This is a genomic window from Peribacillus sp. NPDC096379, from assembly GCF_044762875.1.
Lineage (GTDB): Bacteria > Bacillota > Bacilli > Bacillales > DSM-1321 > Peribacillus.
Genome location: NZ_JBIWFD010000001.1, coordinates 321,367 through 338,372 on the forward strand (window position 1 = coordinate 321,367; position 17,006 = coordinate 338,372).

A 17,006-nucleotide genomic window follows, 5' to 3' on the forward strand; every position below is an offset into this window, starting at 1 on the left:
TTATCAAAAAGCTTCTTTTAATACTATGGGAAGAAATTAGTGGATTGAATTTAGACAATAAAGCTATTTATGGTGAAGAATTTTCGAAAAGAGGAATTAAGATGTGGAATATTTGGCACTCTGAACTGCGCATGACGATACGACAGCGATCTTTTTATTCTTTTTTAGTCTTATGGGTTACTGTACTTTCTCTCTTATTTTTAGTGCAAAGTAGCGCTCCATCCTTATCTGGATATACAAATATGACTGGAACTGTGGTCAATGTTGCCTTATATATCATTCCGCTTTTCATGTTGATCATTGGTTCCTTTTCTATCGCCAATGAAATGGAAAATGGACAATGGCGGTTGTTGAATACCTATCCTTTATTTTCTATATCGTACATATCAGGGAAAATAGGTGGTCAATTCACTGCTCAAGCGATCGTGTTTACGTTTAGTTATGGAGTTAGCTTGGCAATTGGACTAGTAAGTGGAAATGGTTTTTCTAGTGAATGGCTTCTGTCAATTTACTTTTTTTCTATGAGTCTAATTTTTTTCTTTCTCGTCCTTGGTATAACACTTGGATGTATCGTATCGACAAGGTGGCAGGCGTTATCAATATCAGTCATTATTTGGTTTTTCTTAATCATGATTTGGCCGACTGCGTTAATTGGTGTTTTAGGTTTGGTCCCTTATCCATGGATTGCCCCGTTAATGAAACTAGCCCTATTTGCCAATCCAGCTGAATTTATTCGGGTGTCCTTAGTCATAAACCTTGATGGAGGAGCTGTTTTTGGGCAAGCATATGATTCACTTGTGCCCTATTTAGACCCACCGTATGGAATTCTTAATTATATTTTATATTTTATTGGATTTATGGCAATTACATTATTGTTTTCGATGCTCATGCTGGAATGGAGGAAAAGGCGATGACAGGATTAAAAGTGGAAGATGTCTCGAAAGTTTATAAAAAAAAAACAGCGTTATATCCATGTTCCTTTGAAGCAACGGAGGGGATTTGTGTTGTTTTATGCGGTGGAAATGGTGCTGGCAAAAGTACATTACTGCAAATCATTGCTGGTATCCTTTCTCCATCAAGTGGCACAACCTCTATTAACGGGAAAGGGATTATCTTAAACCGTGAGAATTATTTAACCGAAATTGGTTTTATGCCAGATGATTTCCATGCCCAGGAAATGATGACGATTGAAGAGTTCCTTAATTTTTATGGATCATTCCGGAAAGTGAAAAAAGATCGAGTAAACGAAGTAATCGATTTGATCGGTCTAGTTGACAAAAAACGTGAGTTAGTAAAAAGCTTATCTAAGGGAATGAGGCAGCGTCTAATATTCGGTCAATCAATTTTAGCCAAACCGAATGTCTTGTTATTAGATGAGCCGACAAACGGATTGGATCCCTACTGGGTAAATCGGTTCGTTGAAATTCTTAATCAGATTAAAAAAGAAGGCACAATCATTGTTTTTTCTACACATATGATGGATGTAGCAGCTGAGACGGGTGACGTCATTCTATTTATGAAACAAGGGGAAGTCATTGAGACAATCCATAATGAAAACAAAATAGAAGAGACGACGATGAAGTTGATGAAGCTTCATCGCCAATGAGAGTAGCTTAAGCGCTCCTTCCTCAAGTGGATAAAGCTATTTTTCACCTGTATACCCTGCTGTCGATAAAATCCGCACTTTTACCTGCGGCTAGCAAACCTGTGAAATTCGGTGCTAGTAGTGCTGCCCCGATTGTTATGCCTGTTTGGATTTTAAAATTAAATAACTTGATTGTCACTTTACACAAGGAGACCGAGGCTGTCCTAATTACAGGACAGCCTCGGTCTCCTTTCATTAATTCACTTCATATTCACTCACATTGCGCTCGACAACTCTTACCCCTTTCGCGCTAATGAATGATCCGGACGCTGTTGTGAACACATTGCTCGCTATGACTGTATCCATAGCGGTTTTCACAATTTCTACATCAACCGGTTCAATTGGGTCAGTAACAGAAAGTGTTACTGATTTACCACCTTCGGTTAGAAACAATAATTCTAGTGTTTTTGCCATTTGCTTCACCCCCTTCTTTCCTTAGAAAATTAATTAGATAGAACAGTTGTCCCGATTTGAGCGACTTTTGCGAGAGGGTGCATTTGTAACCCTGCGATCGCGTCAGCTGCTGCTAAAATATCATCTGAAGCAGCATCTGTTTTTACATTGGAAAATGATTTACGCTTCACAATCGGTATGCCTTTTTCATCCATGCCTGTTTCAAACTCTAAGCGGATTGTTACAGCTTCAAGAATTTCAATTGCCACGTTGCTCACCTCCTTTCACTTTCTTTATAAGCGTTAAAACGAAAAAAGTAGCATGGGTAAAAAAAGTTTTTAAAAGGGATTCTAGATTGAAAGATTGAATTTCAATTTTTTAGAGCATTAAAGGAATCCGCTTCAATGGTCGCTTAGAGCCTTAGTCTTGCGGTCTTATTCGGTGTATTTACTATTTAAATTGACAGAATAATTCAGTTCCCTTATGGTTGAATGGAAATGGAAATAGATGGGGGGTAATGGCTGACGGTAATGTGGAAAGTAAATAATCGCTATTATTTCGCTAACACAAAGGGGAAAGGGAGTAGCATGTTTAGAGAGAATAGGGAGGAGAACAGGACATGTGGTTTTTTTTCGCAGGAGCTGCGGCTATTTGCTTCGGGATTAGGGGAATTCTTTATCAATGGACGTCACAAAGACCGATTGATCGTAATCTATTACTTTTAGGTGTCTACATATCTGGTACTTTGATTGCTTTGATTAGTAATGTTATCGCCAAACAACCTTGGTCAATCGGTGCATGGTATGGAGTTTTAATGGGATTGTTTTCATATATAGCCAACGCTTCTATGTATAGAGGGTATGCGGTGGGTAAGGCCTCGATTATTGCTTTATTTTCAGGACTGCCGCCGCTAGTTGTCGTAATTGTTGCCTATATACTATGGGGAGAGGTTCTATCAACCTGGCAATTAACCGCGTTTTTTATTGTCTTACTAGGCCTGATCCTTATTAAATATTCACAGGATTTAAAGCTCAATCAGTTAAAAGGGATTCAATGGGGAATTCTAACGATGCTTTTCTTCGGCTTTTCAGATGTGTCCATCAAACAATCAACCATTGCTGGCGCAGCTACACTACCTGCATTAATCATCATGTATGTAACCGGAACAGTATTGTTTGGTATTACCTGGGCCATTACCTATGCAAAGAGTAAATCTACTGTTCAGGAAAAAGATCAGTATGAGGAAGCGCCAAACAAGACTACACAACAAAATAACATTCCACACTGGACTTTGAAAAGAACGTTAGGCTGGGGAATGTTTGTAGGGATTACGAATATAGCGGGCATGATGTTTCTCTTTCCCGCATTCCGCGAAGGGATCACCGGAATTGTTTCGGCCATTAGTGCAATGAGCGTTGCACTCGTCATTTTATATGCTCATTTTTATTTGAAAGAAAACATGAGTAAACGTGAAATTACGGGACTTGTCGTTACAGTTGTAGGCATTCTTGTCTTACGTCTAACCTCTTAAACAAGTACGCAGATAAAATGTTTATTCAAAAAGAGCAAAGTCGTTTAAGAGATGATAGTCTCTTAAGTTTTAAGTGTAAGGAAAATGAATGGGTAAAACTATTAGATGGAGAAGGTGGTTAAACGTATTAGATATAAACTGATCATGATTCAGCATTAAAGGACGGTCTGGAACGGTATTCGATTTATAATCGTAACGTAAAATATGAAATTGGTTTAAAGAAAAGAAGTAAAGGTTGAGATGAAAAGTCGATGTTACAAGAATCGCTCAATATGGAAGTATACACAAGAGAAATCGAGAAGTAATGGGCTAAAGTGAAGAGCAGACCGTACTTAAACGTACAGATACAAGCAGCATTATGATTGCAGCAAAGTGAAAAAAAGAAAAAAGCTTGCAGAGTGGTCAGATTGAGACCTGTCCTGCAAGCTTTTTTTGAACTAGAAACAAAAGATAAAGAATTTTCGTGAAAAAAAGAAAAATTTTACAAATAATTAATAATGTTGGGATTTAAAGTAAAAAAAGATAAAGAATTAGTAGGTGAAAACGCTGCAATTCATTAAAATATCGGGAATTGAATACAGAAAATTTATAATATAAATCAACGGATTAAATATGTCAAGAATTAGAAAATAAAACGAGTTGAGTTTTAAAGAGTTTAAAGGGAATTTCTCCATTTAGTAATTGAGAGAGTTTTACAAAAAGAGTGCTTCATAGGATAATAGGAAAAGATAACCATTACATTAGTTGGATAAAAGAGGTGTGCGACATGACATATCAAGAAATGAAAGTCACGATACCAGGTAAATACTTCCAATCTTTCGGGAGGAAAGTCTTGATTTCACAAATTAAATTCCAGACATTGCAAGCGATTTTTGAGATTGATCAAGAGGTTCAAAGAAAGTTAGATGTAAAGCGAAAATTTGAAATACGGGATTTTATTATTCAAACATTGGAGGAAAATGATTTCTATTTCTCGCCATTTATCTTTTCTAGTAGAGGAAACATTGTCGAAACCGATGGAGGTGGCGAACTTTCAGATGGTTGTAAAGTGTATATACTTGACGGACAGCACAGAACTGCAGGATTGATCGCGGCGATTACTCACCTGCAAGGCTTACAAGAAACGGCAGAACTAATGGATAATCAAATGGAATTAAGGAAAGTTCAAGCACAAATAAAGAAGTTGAAGGGATACCCGATTAGCGTCCAAATTTATCTCGACTTAGACAAGCAAGAGGAGCAGCAACTTTTTTCAGATTTAAATACAAAAAGAAAAGAACCGCATTTAGGCTTGGTGATGCAGTATGATCAGCGAGACCATTATGCAGACATTACACGGCAAATTGCAAGCCGCTTGGCATCTAAAATGGAGATTGAAGATAAACTATCACGGATTTCGATGAGCAACTCGGCGCTTACTTCCCTCACAATCATGAGACGCTGTTTGCTTGCTCTTTTCGATGGAAACTTAACGGTTAGTACAAAACGGGTCAAGCTCGGAGGACTTACGAATGAAGAAGCTGTTACAATCGGAACGGCATTTTTTGAAACTTGGCTCACGATTTTCCCGAGGAATCCAGCGAATCGAAAGAAATTCACATCTGGCTATAGCGGTATCCAAATAGCACTTGGTTTGACAGCTTTTCTATTGCATAAACATCATAAACTCACCTACGAAGAAGCATTGCAGCAGATGGAGAAACTTCAAATATATTGTACATGGAAGCATGATGATCCACACTATCCTCACATCTACGACCAGCAAAAGAAACGAATTAATAATCACTCAAGAACGACAAGCATGCAAAAAACAGCGATAGCATTTTGCGACAGTTTGGAAAAAGAAAGGACATGGTAGGATGAGCCTTCAGGAATTACGTACAAAAAAAAGAAGCATGACTTCCTTTTCTATCGAAGAGCTAATCTCTCTCGTTCGAAATGGCCAAATACAGGTAAGAGAGACAGATCAGACAAGGGTCCGCTCTATCAGAAATTATTTATTGGAAAACGCCCTAACAGAAAATATTTATATTCCACCATTGATTGTGAACTTGGAGGAAGGAGAAATCAACGATTCATCTACAATGAAACTTTCAATTATTGACGGTTCACAAAGAATGAAAGCCTTCGTACAGCTAGAGGACAGCATTTTCAAAGCGTTAAAGTCATTTGATGATACGAAGGTAGAACAAGCCTATAAGCTGAAATACCTCATCAAAGAAACGCATATCGCACTCCAAGTGTTTGAAAACCTCTCAGAAGCAGAAGCAGCGCAGCTTTACCTTGATGTGAATTTAAAAGGCAAGAAAGTAGCTCTCTCCAAGCGGATATCTTTTGATTCCCGGAACCATTTGAATGTCATCACAAATCAAGTGTTGCAAAGTCATCCAAATTTAAAAATAGCCGGGGTAGAGTTGGAAAAACAAAACATTATCCGACCAAAAAATAAAAATTTAGTTTCGCTATCCCAGTTAAGGCAAATCGTTGGTATCTTCATCACCGGTCACTTCGCAACGAACATTGAAGACAAGATCAAAACAACATATTTACAAAACGGGGAATACCTCCAACTCATCCACCTTTGGCTTGACCAACTCTTTAAGCTATGTCCGCCAGAGGAAATCGGTGACTATCACCAGTCTATGTTAGCAAGCTACCCAATCCTAACCGCCGTCGCTCAATTTGCCAACGACCAAATGGAAAATCAGCCCTTCACAAATCGACAAGAATACATCGTGAAGAGGATGGAGAGTTTACAGGATGTAGATTGGACACCGGATAATCCAATCTGGAGAGAAGTATTTAGTGGAACGATGAAAGGACGAAAGCCACTATTTTATCTGGCCAATGACAAAAGCAATATGAAAAAACTAAGAACTTGGCTTTATTCTTGTGGGAGGTGAGATTTATCTGAAAATGGGAAATAATACAAAAAATAACCCATGAGCAAGGGTCCTCCGAAGACGTTGCTCATGGGCGTTTCAGTCAGGATGAATCCTGTCTTATTATCTAGTATACCTTTTTAAAATCATTAGTAAAGAATTGGCGATTAAAAAGGAAAACAGATCAAGTAGAGAAAGTGTATGGAAACAGAAAATGTATTGTGTATGGATGATAGAAATGAAGGATTGGTTTTAGCTAATAAAGTGAAACTTCAATCAGTGGGGGGTTTTATCCCCACTGATTGTTAGTTGAACCAATCGGGCTTTTACGGGCAGTTATCTCCCACCCTCGCTTCTTTGATTCCTCTAAGCCTTGAGGGAGGGGTCTTGACTTTCCGTTAATGCGGGATAAATCGGAACAAAGGAACGTGTGAATAATCAATCACCTAAATGAGGAGTGTCAATGATGTTCAGTAAACGATTCTATATAATAAACAGAGAAACAGTATGCTTATTTTCCGAATATGACAAGCAAGGAAATGAAAATACGAGGGTAATAGAAGGAAAAGATTCTATCCTTGTTAAAAAGCCAATTAAAGATGTACTCGAAGAATCCTTTAACTATTATGCACGCGATTTAGATGGGGCCATAGTAGGAGCACGTTCGATTCTTGGCGGGAAATACTTTTTACCAGTTGCACTGAATGCCGAGCATGGGATTATTCTAGCTCCTTTCCATACATCAAATAGTAAAAAGAAAATCTGGATTGTTACTCCAAAAATCATTAGACCTGAAGTAATTTCTAATAAAAAAACAATTTTACACTTAATGCATGGACACAGCATTACTATTTCACTAAAAAGTGAACAAGTCGATAAACGGCGCGGATACGCAGCTGTGCTTCAGATTACTTTACAAGTACGTCATACGATTGAAAAAAGCAGGACTTTACTATATGAACCAGGTAGCGGCCTTACAATAATAGAAGAAAAGGGAGAATATAACTTGCATTTGAGAAAAGAGGGGAAGGAAGAAGAGGAATAAAATAGACGGAGGAGGATACCCCAAAAGGGTAACGGGTTCTCTTTTGGGGTGCAAACATTGCAAAACACATCACATTTTTTGTCACTAATATCAATATAATTCTCAATAGAATTCTGTAATTAAATAACAATAATAAACGCAGAGAAGGGATAGCTTAATCGGTATCCCTTCATCTTAATTTCACTATCTAATCCCGTTGGTTGAAGAAAGTTGTTGTCTGTTTTTATTAAGTGTCTTCGTCGCTTTTGTACTCCAAAATATCACCTGGTTGACAATCCAAAGTCTTACAAATCGCTTCTAATGTTGAAAAACGAACCGCTTTTGCTTTCCCATTTTTCAGAATGGAAAGATTCGCCATCGTAATCCCAACCCTCTTGGAAAGCTCCGTTACGCTCATTTTTCGTTTTGCTAACATCACATCAATATTAATAATAATTGCCATATCCTCCACCTCAGACCGTCAAATCATTTTCTGATTTTATGTTAATCGCTTCTTGTAGAAGCCGTTGGAGGATAGCAGCAAAAACGGCGATAACCAACGAAGCAAAAATGATGATGAGTCCCATTAATCCAATAGGAGGGTCAACTTTCTTCGCTATAAAATGAAAGAGTGGCAAACCTAATACATACAAACCACTGATTGTAATCGCACAGCACTTTATGTTCTTTAAGGCCTTTACAGATAATTCCGAGAACGCGGTGCCCTCGTCAATGTACCGTAATAGATTGAAAGCCTGATAGAGAGCAAAGTAAAAAGGCACAGCCGCTCCGTACATCACGATGAAAACGAGATATTTCATTGAGGCAATATTTGGATACAAATTTGCTGCGAAATTCGCCAGATGAGGCACTAAAAATATGCACAATGCAAGAACTGAGATTCCCATAAAAATAACAGCTAGCTTTAAAAAGAGTGTCGTAACTTGTTTCATAAAAAGTACCTCGTTAATTAAATTTTTTCAACCCGTTAATCATTTTTTGACTTAATATCTGGGACATTTTTCAATGGCTTTTGAAGGGTATCCACAATGGCTGCGATGATACTTGTTGCTAAAATACCCATTAGACTTAGTGATATAGGACCTGCTGGGTCGTCTCCTGTGATTTTAGCAAGCACCTTTAAGCTTACTATTCCTAACAGAATGAGGAAAATGACTGTAAAAGCACATTTTTTTATAACCTTCAAAGATTTAAGGGATAATTCAGAGAAAGCATTGTTTTTTTCGATATAGGTTAGTAGTTTAAATGCTTGATACAACGCAACAGAAAACGTAATACAGAATCCATATGCACATACTAAAAAGGGGATTAGGAAATAAGCCGTATCTGGATGTACCTTTGCATCTTTAATGGCTATCTCAGGCAACCAATAGATACATAAAGCAAGCATCGCAATTCCAATCAGAAAAATAATTACCTTTAAGAAAATGGTTGAACCTTGTTTAACATTCATTTAAAGCACCTCACTGATTTAATAATAAAATGACTTTAACACATAATTTATCGTTTTACAATAAACTCATATCGTTTTTAATTATATTATTATTGTTATATCCTTTTAATTTTGACAAAAATAAAAAGCATTTCTCATTACAAAGAAATGCTCTTATTTTAAAATGTTAAATTTACAACTTGTTAAACAAAACTTCCCAATAGTTTAATAAAGTAAATCAACAACGAAAGATAACAGAACCTACTTAAAATAAATAATATCCTTCATCGTAAATTGTTTATCGGCAATTCCCAATCTTTGAGCTGGTGTAGCCTTCACTTTATCCCATGAATTGTATGGCAAACACCAAACAATACGTCTCCAAACACGGAACGAGGAAAAGACATTATCTTCAATGAAGCAAGAGGAATCAATTTTCATTTATTTGTAAGGAAATACAAAATGATTGATAAGAAAAGAGAACCTTTTATTTATATTGGCAAAGGAAATGCAGTTGAATATGAGGGAGAGAAGCCAATAACGGTGAAAATTAAATTAGAGCATGAAATCCCTGAAAACTTGTATAAGGAATTCACGATAAAAATATAGTCTTCTCAGTTGAGAAGACTAATTTTTTCAGAAAGTAATTGTTCAACGGCAGGTATATCTGCTGGTGCCCATTTTAATGAAGCTAAATTATCTCTTTTTAGCCAGATGAATGTAGAGTGTTCGTTTGGAAGGGGTCTTCCATCAATAATTTTGCATTTTATGGAGAGTAAATGAATAATAAAGGTTTCATATTCATGAGTATGATCATTAAAGAGTTCTGCTGTTTCGATTTTGCATGATAATTCTTCATCAATCTCACGTACTAATGCAGAATAAATATCCTCATCCTTTTCTACTTTGCCGCCTGGGAATTCCCACATATTTGGAAGAGACATTTCGGGAGATCTTAAAGCACAAAGGATTTCATTTTGATCGTTCTCGATGATTGCTGCAACTACCTTAACTACTTTTTTCATAGAAACCTCCACTAAGTGTTATTTTGTTATCATATCATGTTTAATCGGATGATCCCAAATAGTTTGGATACTAGTTGCATACATAGAAGTAGCCATGAATTTACGCTTCTTTCTTTGAGTGTGGTAGAAAAGAGAATAATGTTATAGTTTTTTTGTTAAACTACTTGTTCGGTGAAGTGTCCTAGAAGTGATAGAAAGAATGAAGAGCACTAAATGAAGAAAATACATTGAGAAACGTGAGAGGAAACCTTTTGAGGAGTTGTTAGAGTGCATGAAGGGTGATCAAATTTGAAATATTTTGATAGCCATCTGGTAATGATAAACTTACAATCGGGTAATGGATAATATAATTTTATGATAATATTGAAAAGGCTTTCAAAAGATGATATTATAATCACGTAAACGTTTTCGTTATTTTATTTTACGAAGTAGGTGGGAGTATGGCGTATACCATCAAAGATGTAGCCAAAAAAGCAGGTGTGTCTATAGCAACTGTTTCTAGAGTTCTTAATAATCAACCTGGTTTTTCGGAAAAAACAAAAAAGAAGGTTCAACATGTTATTGAAGAACTGGGGTACGAACCAAATGCTGTAGCAAGGGGTTTAATCAATAATAAGACACATACAATAGGGGTGCTCTTTCCTGAATTATCAAGTATGCTGGTAACAGATTTCTTAAACGGTATTGAAACGATGGCCCATGAACTTGGCTCAAGTGTAATTGTCTGTCATACCGAGGCTGATGGTGAGAAAACAATGAAGTACCTTCAGTTATTAAATGAAAAAAGAATTGATGGCATAATTTTTGTAAGCGCCATCTTAAAAGAGGAGTATTACAATTATATAAGAAAAATGGGCATTCCGATGGTTCTCTTATCTACAGAATCTTATTCTTACCCAGTACCTTATGTAAAAGTGAATGATCAGCATGCTGCTTATTCAGCAACCAAATACCTACTTAATAAAGGGCATAAAAAGATAGGGATGATTAGCGGTAACAAAGATGACCTAATTGCTGGTAAGCCACGAATTATGGGATTTGAAATGGCTCTTAAAGATCAGGGTATCGCTTTTACAGAGAATAATATTATCTATAGTAAGGGATTCGGTTTTCAAGATGGATTAGATGGCATGGAGAAGCTTATGAAGCAATCACCTGAAATATCCGCTATCTTTGCGGCTAGTGATGAAATAGCCTTTGGAGCATTGTCTTTTGCATATCAACATGGAATAAAGATTCCTGACGATGTATCGATAATTGGGTATGATAATTTGAGTATTGCAGAAATGGCTATTCCACCGCTAACCACTGTTGGACAACCTTTAATTAAAATGGGGAAGACAGCAGCAAGTATGCTTTTTGAAATGCTTGAATCTGGAAATGTTTTTGTTGAGAATCGGATTTTACCACATGAAATTTTGGAAAGGGAAACGGTAAGAGAAAAGCGTTAAACTTTTCTTTTTACTCTTTTACGTAAACGTTTACGTTGGGTGGAAATTATCAATCTCACATTTGGAGGGAATATTATGTTTAAAAAAATAACTACAGGTATCGCTACAATCGCTTTAGGAACTATCATTCTAACTGGCTGTTCATCCTCTGATTCAAGTGATGGTGTTAAGCTAGAGCTTTTTTCGAATAAATCAGAGAGTATTGATACATATAAAGAACTTATAAAAGAATTCGAGGCAGAAAATCCTGATATTAAAATAGAATTTAATTCACCGCCAGAAGCTGAAACGGTGTTAAAAACACGTCTAACTAAAAATGATTTACCAGATTTGATGTCTATTGCTGGTAATGCCACATATGGTGAATTGGCGCGTGCTGAAGTTTTAAATGATTTCACTGACTCAGATTTAGTTAAAACTGTACAACCTTCATATATTGATATGATAAACCGTTTGGTTGGTTCAGAAGTAGAAGGCGTATATGGTCTTCCGTATGCAACGAATGCAAATTCTGTTATTTATAATAAACAAAAATTTGCTGAACTTGGGCTTGAAGTTCCAACTACTTGGGATGAATTTATCGCATTACTTGAAAAGGTAAAAGCAACCGGAGAGACACCTATTTATTTCACATTAAAAGATGCATGGACTGGAATGATTAGTTGGAACTCGCTAGGTGCTAACATTGCTGGTGAAGACTTTGCTGAAAAGAAAAATGCAGGCGCAACTTCATTTGTCAAAAGCTATGATGAGGTTGCTGATAAAATGTTGAAGCTTATCTCATATGGTCACAAAGATAATATGGGCGTTGCTTACGGCGACGGAAATAATGCATTTTCAAAAGGGGAGGCAGTCTTGTATATCCAGGGTAACTGGGCGATCCCTGAAATCTTAAAAGCAAATCCGAATATCGAACTTGGTGTTTTCCCGATGCCTGTCAATAATGATCCAGCACAGAATAAATTAGTTTCTGGTGTTGATGTCTTACTGACGATGAATAAGGAAACGAAACATAAGGACGAAGCAATGAAATTTATTGAATTCATGATGAAAGAAGAAATCTCTCAAAAATACATTAATGAGCAGAAGGCTTTCTCAGCTATTGCAAACGTTTACCAAGAAGATTCTGTTTTTGAAGGAATAAAAGGAAACTTTGAATCAGGTACAATTACGAGTTACCCTGATCATTACTATCCAGCGGGAATGGGTGCGGAAAACCTCGTTCAGGAATTCTTAATTAAACAAGATAAAGCTGTCTTCCTGAAGAAACTGGATAAAGAATGGGAAAAAGTGGAGAATCGTTGATTTCTAGATTATGAGGATGGCCCATAAAAAAGGAGCAAACCCTTTTTGAGTCATTCTCATCTTCTAAAAAAGGAGATGTCATCATATGAAGAAAAACCATGTATTCATGGCTATTGCATTGCCTGCTCTTGCTCTTTTCTTTATTTTCCATACGTATCCTGCTTTGCAAGGAATTTTTTATAGCTTTACAGATTGGAAAGGGTATGGAAGTTGGAATTTTGTTGGGGTAAAGAACTACCTGAATGTCTTTAAGGACAACCGTGCAGGAGCAGCCTATATTTTTACCTTTCAATTTGCCATTGTTACTACGATTGTTGTAAATATTATTAGTTTGCTCATTGCTATTGGCCTTAATTCTAAGATTAAATTTCGAAAGACGCTTAGGGCCATCTATTTCTTACCCTATATCTTAAGTATTCTGATCATTGGTTTCATTTTCAACTTCATTTTTGCTCATTTCCTACCACAAATCGGAACAGTACTGGGTTCAGAATTACTCTCTAAAAATATTCTTGGTGATCCGAATTTAGCCTGGATTGGTATCGTCATTGTTGCCGTTTGGCAGGGTGTTGCCTTTAATACCCTTATTTATTTAGCTGGGCTGGTCACGATTTCAGAAGACTTATATGAAGCAGCGAGTATTGATGGAGCAGGTATCTGGAAGAAGTTTTGGAAGATTACATTTCCAATGATTGCTCCTTTCTTTACGATCAATATGGTGTTATCGATGAAAAACTATTTAATGGTATTCGACCAGATTGTCGCTATGACAGGCGGAGGACCTGGTAAATCAACAGAATCGATATCTTTGCTCATTTACCGCGGAGGATTTGAAGGTGGCCAATTCGCTTATCAATCTGCCAATGCTGTCGTGTACTTTGTCGTCATTGTCATCATTTCTATTATTCAACTCAAAATTTTAAATAGAAGAGAGGCGGCTAACTAATGACTCGCAAGAAAACAAACTGGATAATTACCGTTCTCTTAATTTTAGGTTCACTTTTTATTCTTTTCCCAATATATTTAGCGATTACGATTGCTTTTAAAACACCTCCAGAAATGGCAGGGAATTTACTTGTACTTCCGAAGTCTTGGTCATTTGATAACTTTAAACAAGCCATTGAAATGACGAATTTTTTCAATGCCTTTAAGAATAGTTTTTTTATTACATTCTTTGTGGTGATTTTTACGGTTTTAACCAATTCCTTAGTTGCTTACGCTATTGCAAGAAATTTGCATAAGAAGTTTTATAAAACATTGTACTTTTATTTTCTTAGTGCCATGTTCATCCCGTTTCCCATTATTATGCTCCCGTTAGTTAAACAAACAAGTGCCTGGGGAATGGATAATTTAGTTGGTTTAATTGTTTTATATGTTGTATTTAATTTATCATTCAATGTATTTATTTATATCGGGTATATAAGGTCCATACCGGTTGAATTGGAAGAAGCAGCGATTATAGATGGTGCAAGTACATGGGGCGTATTCTGGAAGGTCATCTTCCCGTTATTGGCTCCGATGAATGCAACAGTAGCTATTATTACTTGTCTTGGTGCGTGGAATGACTTTATGCTCCCGCTCGTGCTTTTAAGTGACCAAAGCATGGCAACATTGCCACTTGTACAGTACATTTTCCAATCACAATTTAGTACGGATTATAATTTAGCATTCGCATCCTATTTAATGGCTCTTGCTCCGATGATTTTAGTGTATGTCTTTGCTCAAAAATGGATTATTAGTGGAGTTATGAGAGGCTCAATTAAATAGAGTATATTCTAGCATATTGGAGTGAAAAACTTGGAAAAGTCATGGTGGAAAGAAAGTGTTATTTATCAAATCTATCCTCGAAGTTTTAAGGATAGTAATGGGGATGGAATCGGCGATATTAAAGGAATAATTGAAAAACTCGATTATTTAAAAAAACTAGGGGTGGATGTGATTTGGTTATCACCGGTGTATAAATCACCTAATGATGACAATGGATACGATATTAGTAATTACCAAGAAGTTATGGATGAATTTGGAACTTTAGAAGATTGGGATCAATTATTACATGAAATTCATTCACGGAGCATGAAGTTGATTATGGACTTAGTGGTAAACCATTCTTCAGATGAACATGCTTGGTTTACAGAATCTAGAAAATCAAAAGATAACCCATATCGTGACTATTATATTTGGCGTCCTGGTAAAGATGGCAAAGAGCCTAACAATTGGGAATCTGCATTTAGTGGTTCTGCATGGCAATATGATGAAGATACTGATGAGTATTATTTACACTTATTTAGTAAGAAACAGCCCGATTTAAACTGGGAAAATCCTACTCTACGGAATGAAGTATACAAAATGATGGCTTGGTGGTTAGATAAAGGAATCGACGGATTCCGCATGGACGTGATTAACTTTATTTCTAAGGTGCCTGGCTTTCCCGATGCGGCGAATCCAGAGGAAAAAGCTTATGTGGGTGGCGGACAGTATTATATGAATGGCCCTCGTATTCATGAGTTTTTACAAGAAATGAATAAGGAAGTGCTATCTAAATATGACATTATGACGGTCGGTGAAATGCCAGGTGTTGATGCTGAAGAGGCAAAGCTTTATACAGAACAAAACCGTGGGGAATTGAACATGGTGTTCACGTTTGAGCATATGGATCTCGATTCAGGCCCTAATGGAAAATGGGATCTAAAGCCGCTCAACCTTCTTGATTTAAAAGAAAACATCACGAAATGGCAAACTGGTCTTCATGGTGTCGGATGGAATAGCTTATATTTAAATAATCATGATCAGCCCCGGATGGTTTCTCGATTCGGAAATGACCAGGAATACAGGAATGAATCGGCTAAAATGCTGGCAACCTTCCTTCATATGCTTCAAGGAACTCCTTATATTTATCAAGGGGAAGAAATCGGCATGACGAATGTTCGTTTTGGAACAATAGATGAGTACAGGGATATTGAAATCTTGAATATGTACAAAGAAAAAGTGATAGATGGCAATATGGATAAAAACAAGGTATTGGAATCGATTTACGTAAAAGGAAGGGATAATGCAAGAACCCCTATCCAGTGGGATGATACAGATCATGGAGGATTTACTAGCGGTCAGCCATGGATCAAAGTAAATCCGAACTATAAGCAAATTAATGCTAAGCAGGCTATACAGGATCCAAATTCTATTTACCATTATTATCGTAAGCTAATTAGATTGCGCAAAGAAAATGAAATCATTGTGTATGGAGAATATGAGCTAATTTTGGCTGAACATGAACAGATCTTTGCTTACACGAGATCATATCAAGAAGAGAAACTTCTTATTGTGACGAACTTTAGTGAAGAGCAAGCGGAATTTGTTATGCCAAAGGATTATACGTTTACACCGAATGAGCTGCTCATTAGCAATTATGTTTTAGAAGAAACAGAAGCGAAACGAACATCGTTTACATTAAGACCATATGAAACAAGAGTGTACAAAGGGTATTAGGAGTAAAATTATGAATAAAGCTTGGTGGAAAGAAGCGGTCGTTCATCAAATTTATTGGGGAAGTGATGTAAAAGTAGCAGTGACTACTTCTGATAATCAACTGCTATATAAATCATTAGAAGAAGTGTAGCCATTTCATTGGTCCAAAGCTTATCAAGATCTTCACAACTAAGGAGCTTTCGTTGAACAAACTGATATAAAATTTTGTACCTACACGTGTCCTGCAATGCTTGTTCCCAAACACAATATTTGCCTTGGGAAATTATAGTCGGTATACTTCTACATATATATCGTTGAAGGAGAGATTCCATGAGCAACTTAATCAAGAAGCAATTTGAACTGACAAGAGGATATTTCATTAAAAATGCGGAGTCCTTATCTAATCAGGTAATGGACGTGCAACCAGCAGGCTTTAATAATACGATTCATTGGCAGATTGGCCATGTTCTGATTTCTGCAGAGTCGCTTTTATTAGGCTTCCCGCAAAGCGGGAGTCTACCAGCTAATTATGGGGAGTTGTTTGGAACCCGTACTAAGCCAAGTGATTGGCAAGGTGAGGTCCCGACTGTTGAAACGTTAATTGAACAGTTGAAAGAACAACTTACTCGTCTTACGGCGATCCCGGATGCTCGTTTTGAAGAAACGCTGCCAGAACCATTTTTAGGAATGTCTTCTGTTGGTGAAATAGCCAACTTTGTAGCGTTTCATGAATCGCTTCACTTAGGACAAGTTCAAACAATGAAGCGTTTGATCGAAGCTTCATTATAATGATTTAACCGGTTAAGAATAAATTCTTAACCGGTTTTTTGGTGAC

The 17,006-nt window shown here is 36.7% G+C and carries 20 protein-coding genes; 13 read left to right on the top strand and 7 right to left on the bottom strand.

Translation table 11 applies throughout. From position 1 onward, the window contains the following. Positions 1–101: 101 nt before the first annotated feature. Positions 102–914, top strand: a complete 813-nt coding sequence (locus ACIQZI_RS01635; RefSeq protein ID WP_062182967.1) for an ABC transporter permease — start codon at positions 102–104, stop codon at positions 912–914. After that, positions 911–1,606 carry an ABC transporter ATP-binding protein gene (locus ACIQZI_RS01640; RefSeq protein WP_062176285.1) on the top strand — a complete coding sequence of 232 codons (696 nt, stop codon included), beginning with the start codon at positions 911–913 and terminating at the stop codon, positions 1,604–1,606. The genes ACIQZI_RS01635 and ACIQZI_RS01640 overlap by 4 nt, the downstream gene beginning before the upstream one ends. A gap of 234 nt (positions 1,607–1,840) precedes the next feature. On the opposite strand, the gene ACIQZI_RS01645 is transcribed toward ACIQZI_RS01640, so the two are convergent. Beyond that, positions 1,841–2,059 (bottom strand): DUF2922 domain-containing protein, encoded by a 219-nt coding sequence (locus ACIQZI_RS01645; protein WP_403068557.1) that lies wholly within the window; start codon positions 2,057–2,059, stop codon positions 1,841–1,843. Positions 2,060–2,088: 29 nt separating this feature from the next. Continuing rightward, positions 2,089–2,307, bottom strand: a complete 219-nt coding sequence (locus ACIQZI_RS01650) for a DUF1659 domain-containing protein (RefSeq protein ID WP_403068560.1) — start codon at positions 2,305–2,307, stop codon at positions 2,089–2,091. 350 nt (positions 2,308–2,657) lie between these two features. On the opposite strand from ACIQZI_RS01650, the gene ACIQZI_RS01655 reads away from it, so the two are divergent. The 4 genes from ACIQZI_RS01655 (at position 2,658) to ACIQZI_RS01670 (ending at position 7,496) form a co-directional block, all read left to right on the top strand. Beyond that, positions 2,658–3,569: an EamA family transporter gene (locus tag ACIQZI_RS01655; protein WP_403068563.1), complete on the top strand. Its 912-nt coding sequence runs from the start codon at positions 2,658–2,660 to the stop codon at positions 3,567–3,569. Between the two features lie 766 nt (positions 3,570–4,335). After that, positions 4,336–5,427, top strand: a complete 1,092-nt coding sequence (locus tag ACIQZI_RS01660; protein WP_403068566.1) for a DNA sulfur modification protein DndB — start codon at positions 4,336–4,338, stop codon at positions 5,425–5,427. Positions 5,428–5,464: 37 nt separating this feature from the next. Then, positions 5,465–6,472, top strand: coding sequence for a DNA sulfur modification protein DndB (locus tag ACIQZI_RS01665; RefSeq protein WP_403071968.1), 1,008 nt, complete (start codon positions 5,465–5,467; stop codon positions 6,470–6,472). 442 nt (positions 6,473–6,914) lie between these two features. After that, entirely contained in the window at positions 6,915–7,496 is a 582-nt protein-coding gene (locus ACIQZI_RS01670; RefSeq protein ID WP_403068569.1) for a competence protein ComK, read from the top strand. 226 nt (positions 7,497–7,722) lie between these two features. Here ACIQZI_RS01670 and ACIQZI_RS01675 read toward each other — a convergent pair whose 3' ends face one another. From ACIQZI_RS01675 to ACIQZI_RS01690, 4 genes are all read right to left on the bottom strand, one after another. Continuing rightward, a complete protein-coding gene (locus ACIQZI_RS01675) occupies positions 7,723–7,938 on the bottom strand; it encodes a helix-turn-helix domain-containing protein (RefSeq protein ID WP_403068572.1) in 216 nt (71 codons plus the stop codon). Between the two features lie 10 nt (positions 7,939–7,948). Further along, positions 7,949–8,428: a DUF2975 domain-containing protein gene (locus ACIQZI_RS01680; RefSeq protein ID WP_403068575.1), complete on the bottom strand. Its 480-nt coding sequence runs from the start codon at positions 8,426–8,428 to the stop codon at positions 7,949–7,951. 35 nt (positions 8,429–8,463) lie between these two features. After that, entirely contained in the window at positions 8,464–8,949 is a 486-nt protein-coding gene (locus ACIQZI_RS01685; RefSeq protein ID WP_403068578.1) for a DUF2975 domain-containing protein, read from the bottom strand. A gap of 240 nt (positions 8,950–9,189) precedes the next feature. Beyond that, a complete protein-coding gene (locus ACIQZI_RS01690; RefSeq protein ID WP_403072178.1) occupies positions 9,190–9,369 on the bottom strand; it encodes a hypothetical protein in 180 nt (59 codons plus the stop codon). On the opposite strand from ACIQZI_RS01690, the gene ACIQZI_RS01695 reads away from it, so the two are divergent. After that, a complete protein-coding gene (locus ACIQZI_RS01695; RefSeq protein ID WP_403071971.1) occupies positions 9,337–9,537 on the top strand; it encodes a DUF3427 domain-containing protein in 201 nt (66 codons plus the stop codon). The genes ACIQZI_RS01690 and ACIQZI_RS01695 overlap by 33 nt on opposite strands. A gap of 5 nt (positions 9,538–9,542) precedes the next feature. On the opposite strand, the gene ACIQZI_RS01700 is transcribed toward ACIQZI_RS01695, so the two are convergent. Beyond that, complete coding sequence (locus tag ACIQZI_RS01700; RefSeq protein ID WP_403068581.1) at positions 9,543–9,953, bottom strand: (deoxy)nucleoside triphosphate pyrophosphohydrolase; 411 nt, start codon at positions 9,951–9,953, stop codon at positions 9,543–9,545. 440 nt (positions 9,954–10,393) lie between these two features. Here ACIQZI_RS01700 and ACIQZI_RS01705 point away from each other — a divergent pair, with 440 nt between their 5' ends. From ACIQZI_RS01705 to ACIQZI_RS01730, 6 genes are all read left to right on the top strand, one after another. Further along, complete coding sequence (locus tag ACIQZI_RS01705; RefSeq protein ID WP_062176312.1) at positions 10,394–11,404, top strand: LacI family DNA-binding transcriptional regulator; 1,011 nt, start codon at positions 10,394–10,396, stop codon at positions 11,402–11,404. Between the two features lie 75 nt (positions 11,405–11,479). Further along, a complete protein-coding gene (locus ACIQZI_RS01710) occupies positions 11,480–12,709 on the top strand; it encodes an ABC transporter substrate-binding protein (protein ID WP_403068585.1) in 1,230 nt (409 codons plus the stop codon). Between the two features lie 85 nt (positions 12,710–12,794). Next, positions 12,795–13,655, top strand: a complete 861-nt coding sequence (locus tag ACIQZI_RS01715) for a carbohydrate ABC transporter permease (RefSeq protein WP_403068588.1) — start codon at positions 12,795–12,797, stop codon at positions 13,653–13,655. Next, a complete protein-coding gene (locus ACIQZI_RS01720; protein WP_062176321.1) occupies positions 13,655–14,476 on the top strand; it encodes a carbohydrate ABC transporter permease in 822 nt (273 codons plus the stop codon). The genes ACIQZI_RS01715 and ACIQZI_RS01720 overlap by 1 nt, the downstream gene beginning before the upstream one ends. A gap of 30 nt (positions 14,477–14,506) precedes the next feature. Then, positions 14,507–16,192 (top strand): glycoside hydrolase family 13 protein, encoded by a 1,686-nt coding sequence (locus tag ACIQZI_RS01725; RefSeq protein ID WP_403068592.1) that lies wholly within the window; start codon positions 14,507–14,509, stop codon positions 16,190–16,192. Positions 16,193–16,501: 309 nt separating this feature from the next. Then, on the top strand, positions 16,502–16,960 hold the full coding sequence (locus ACIQZI_RS01730) for a DinB family protein (protein WP_403068595.1): 459 nt from the start codon (positions 16,502–16,504) through the stop codon (positions 16,958–16,960). Positions 16,961–17,006: the final 46 nt, after the last annotated feature.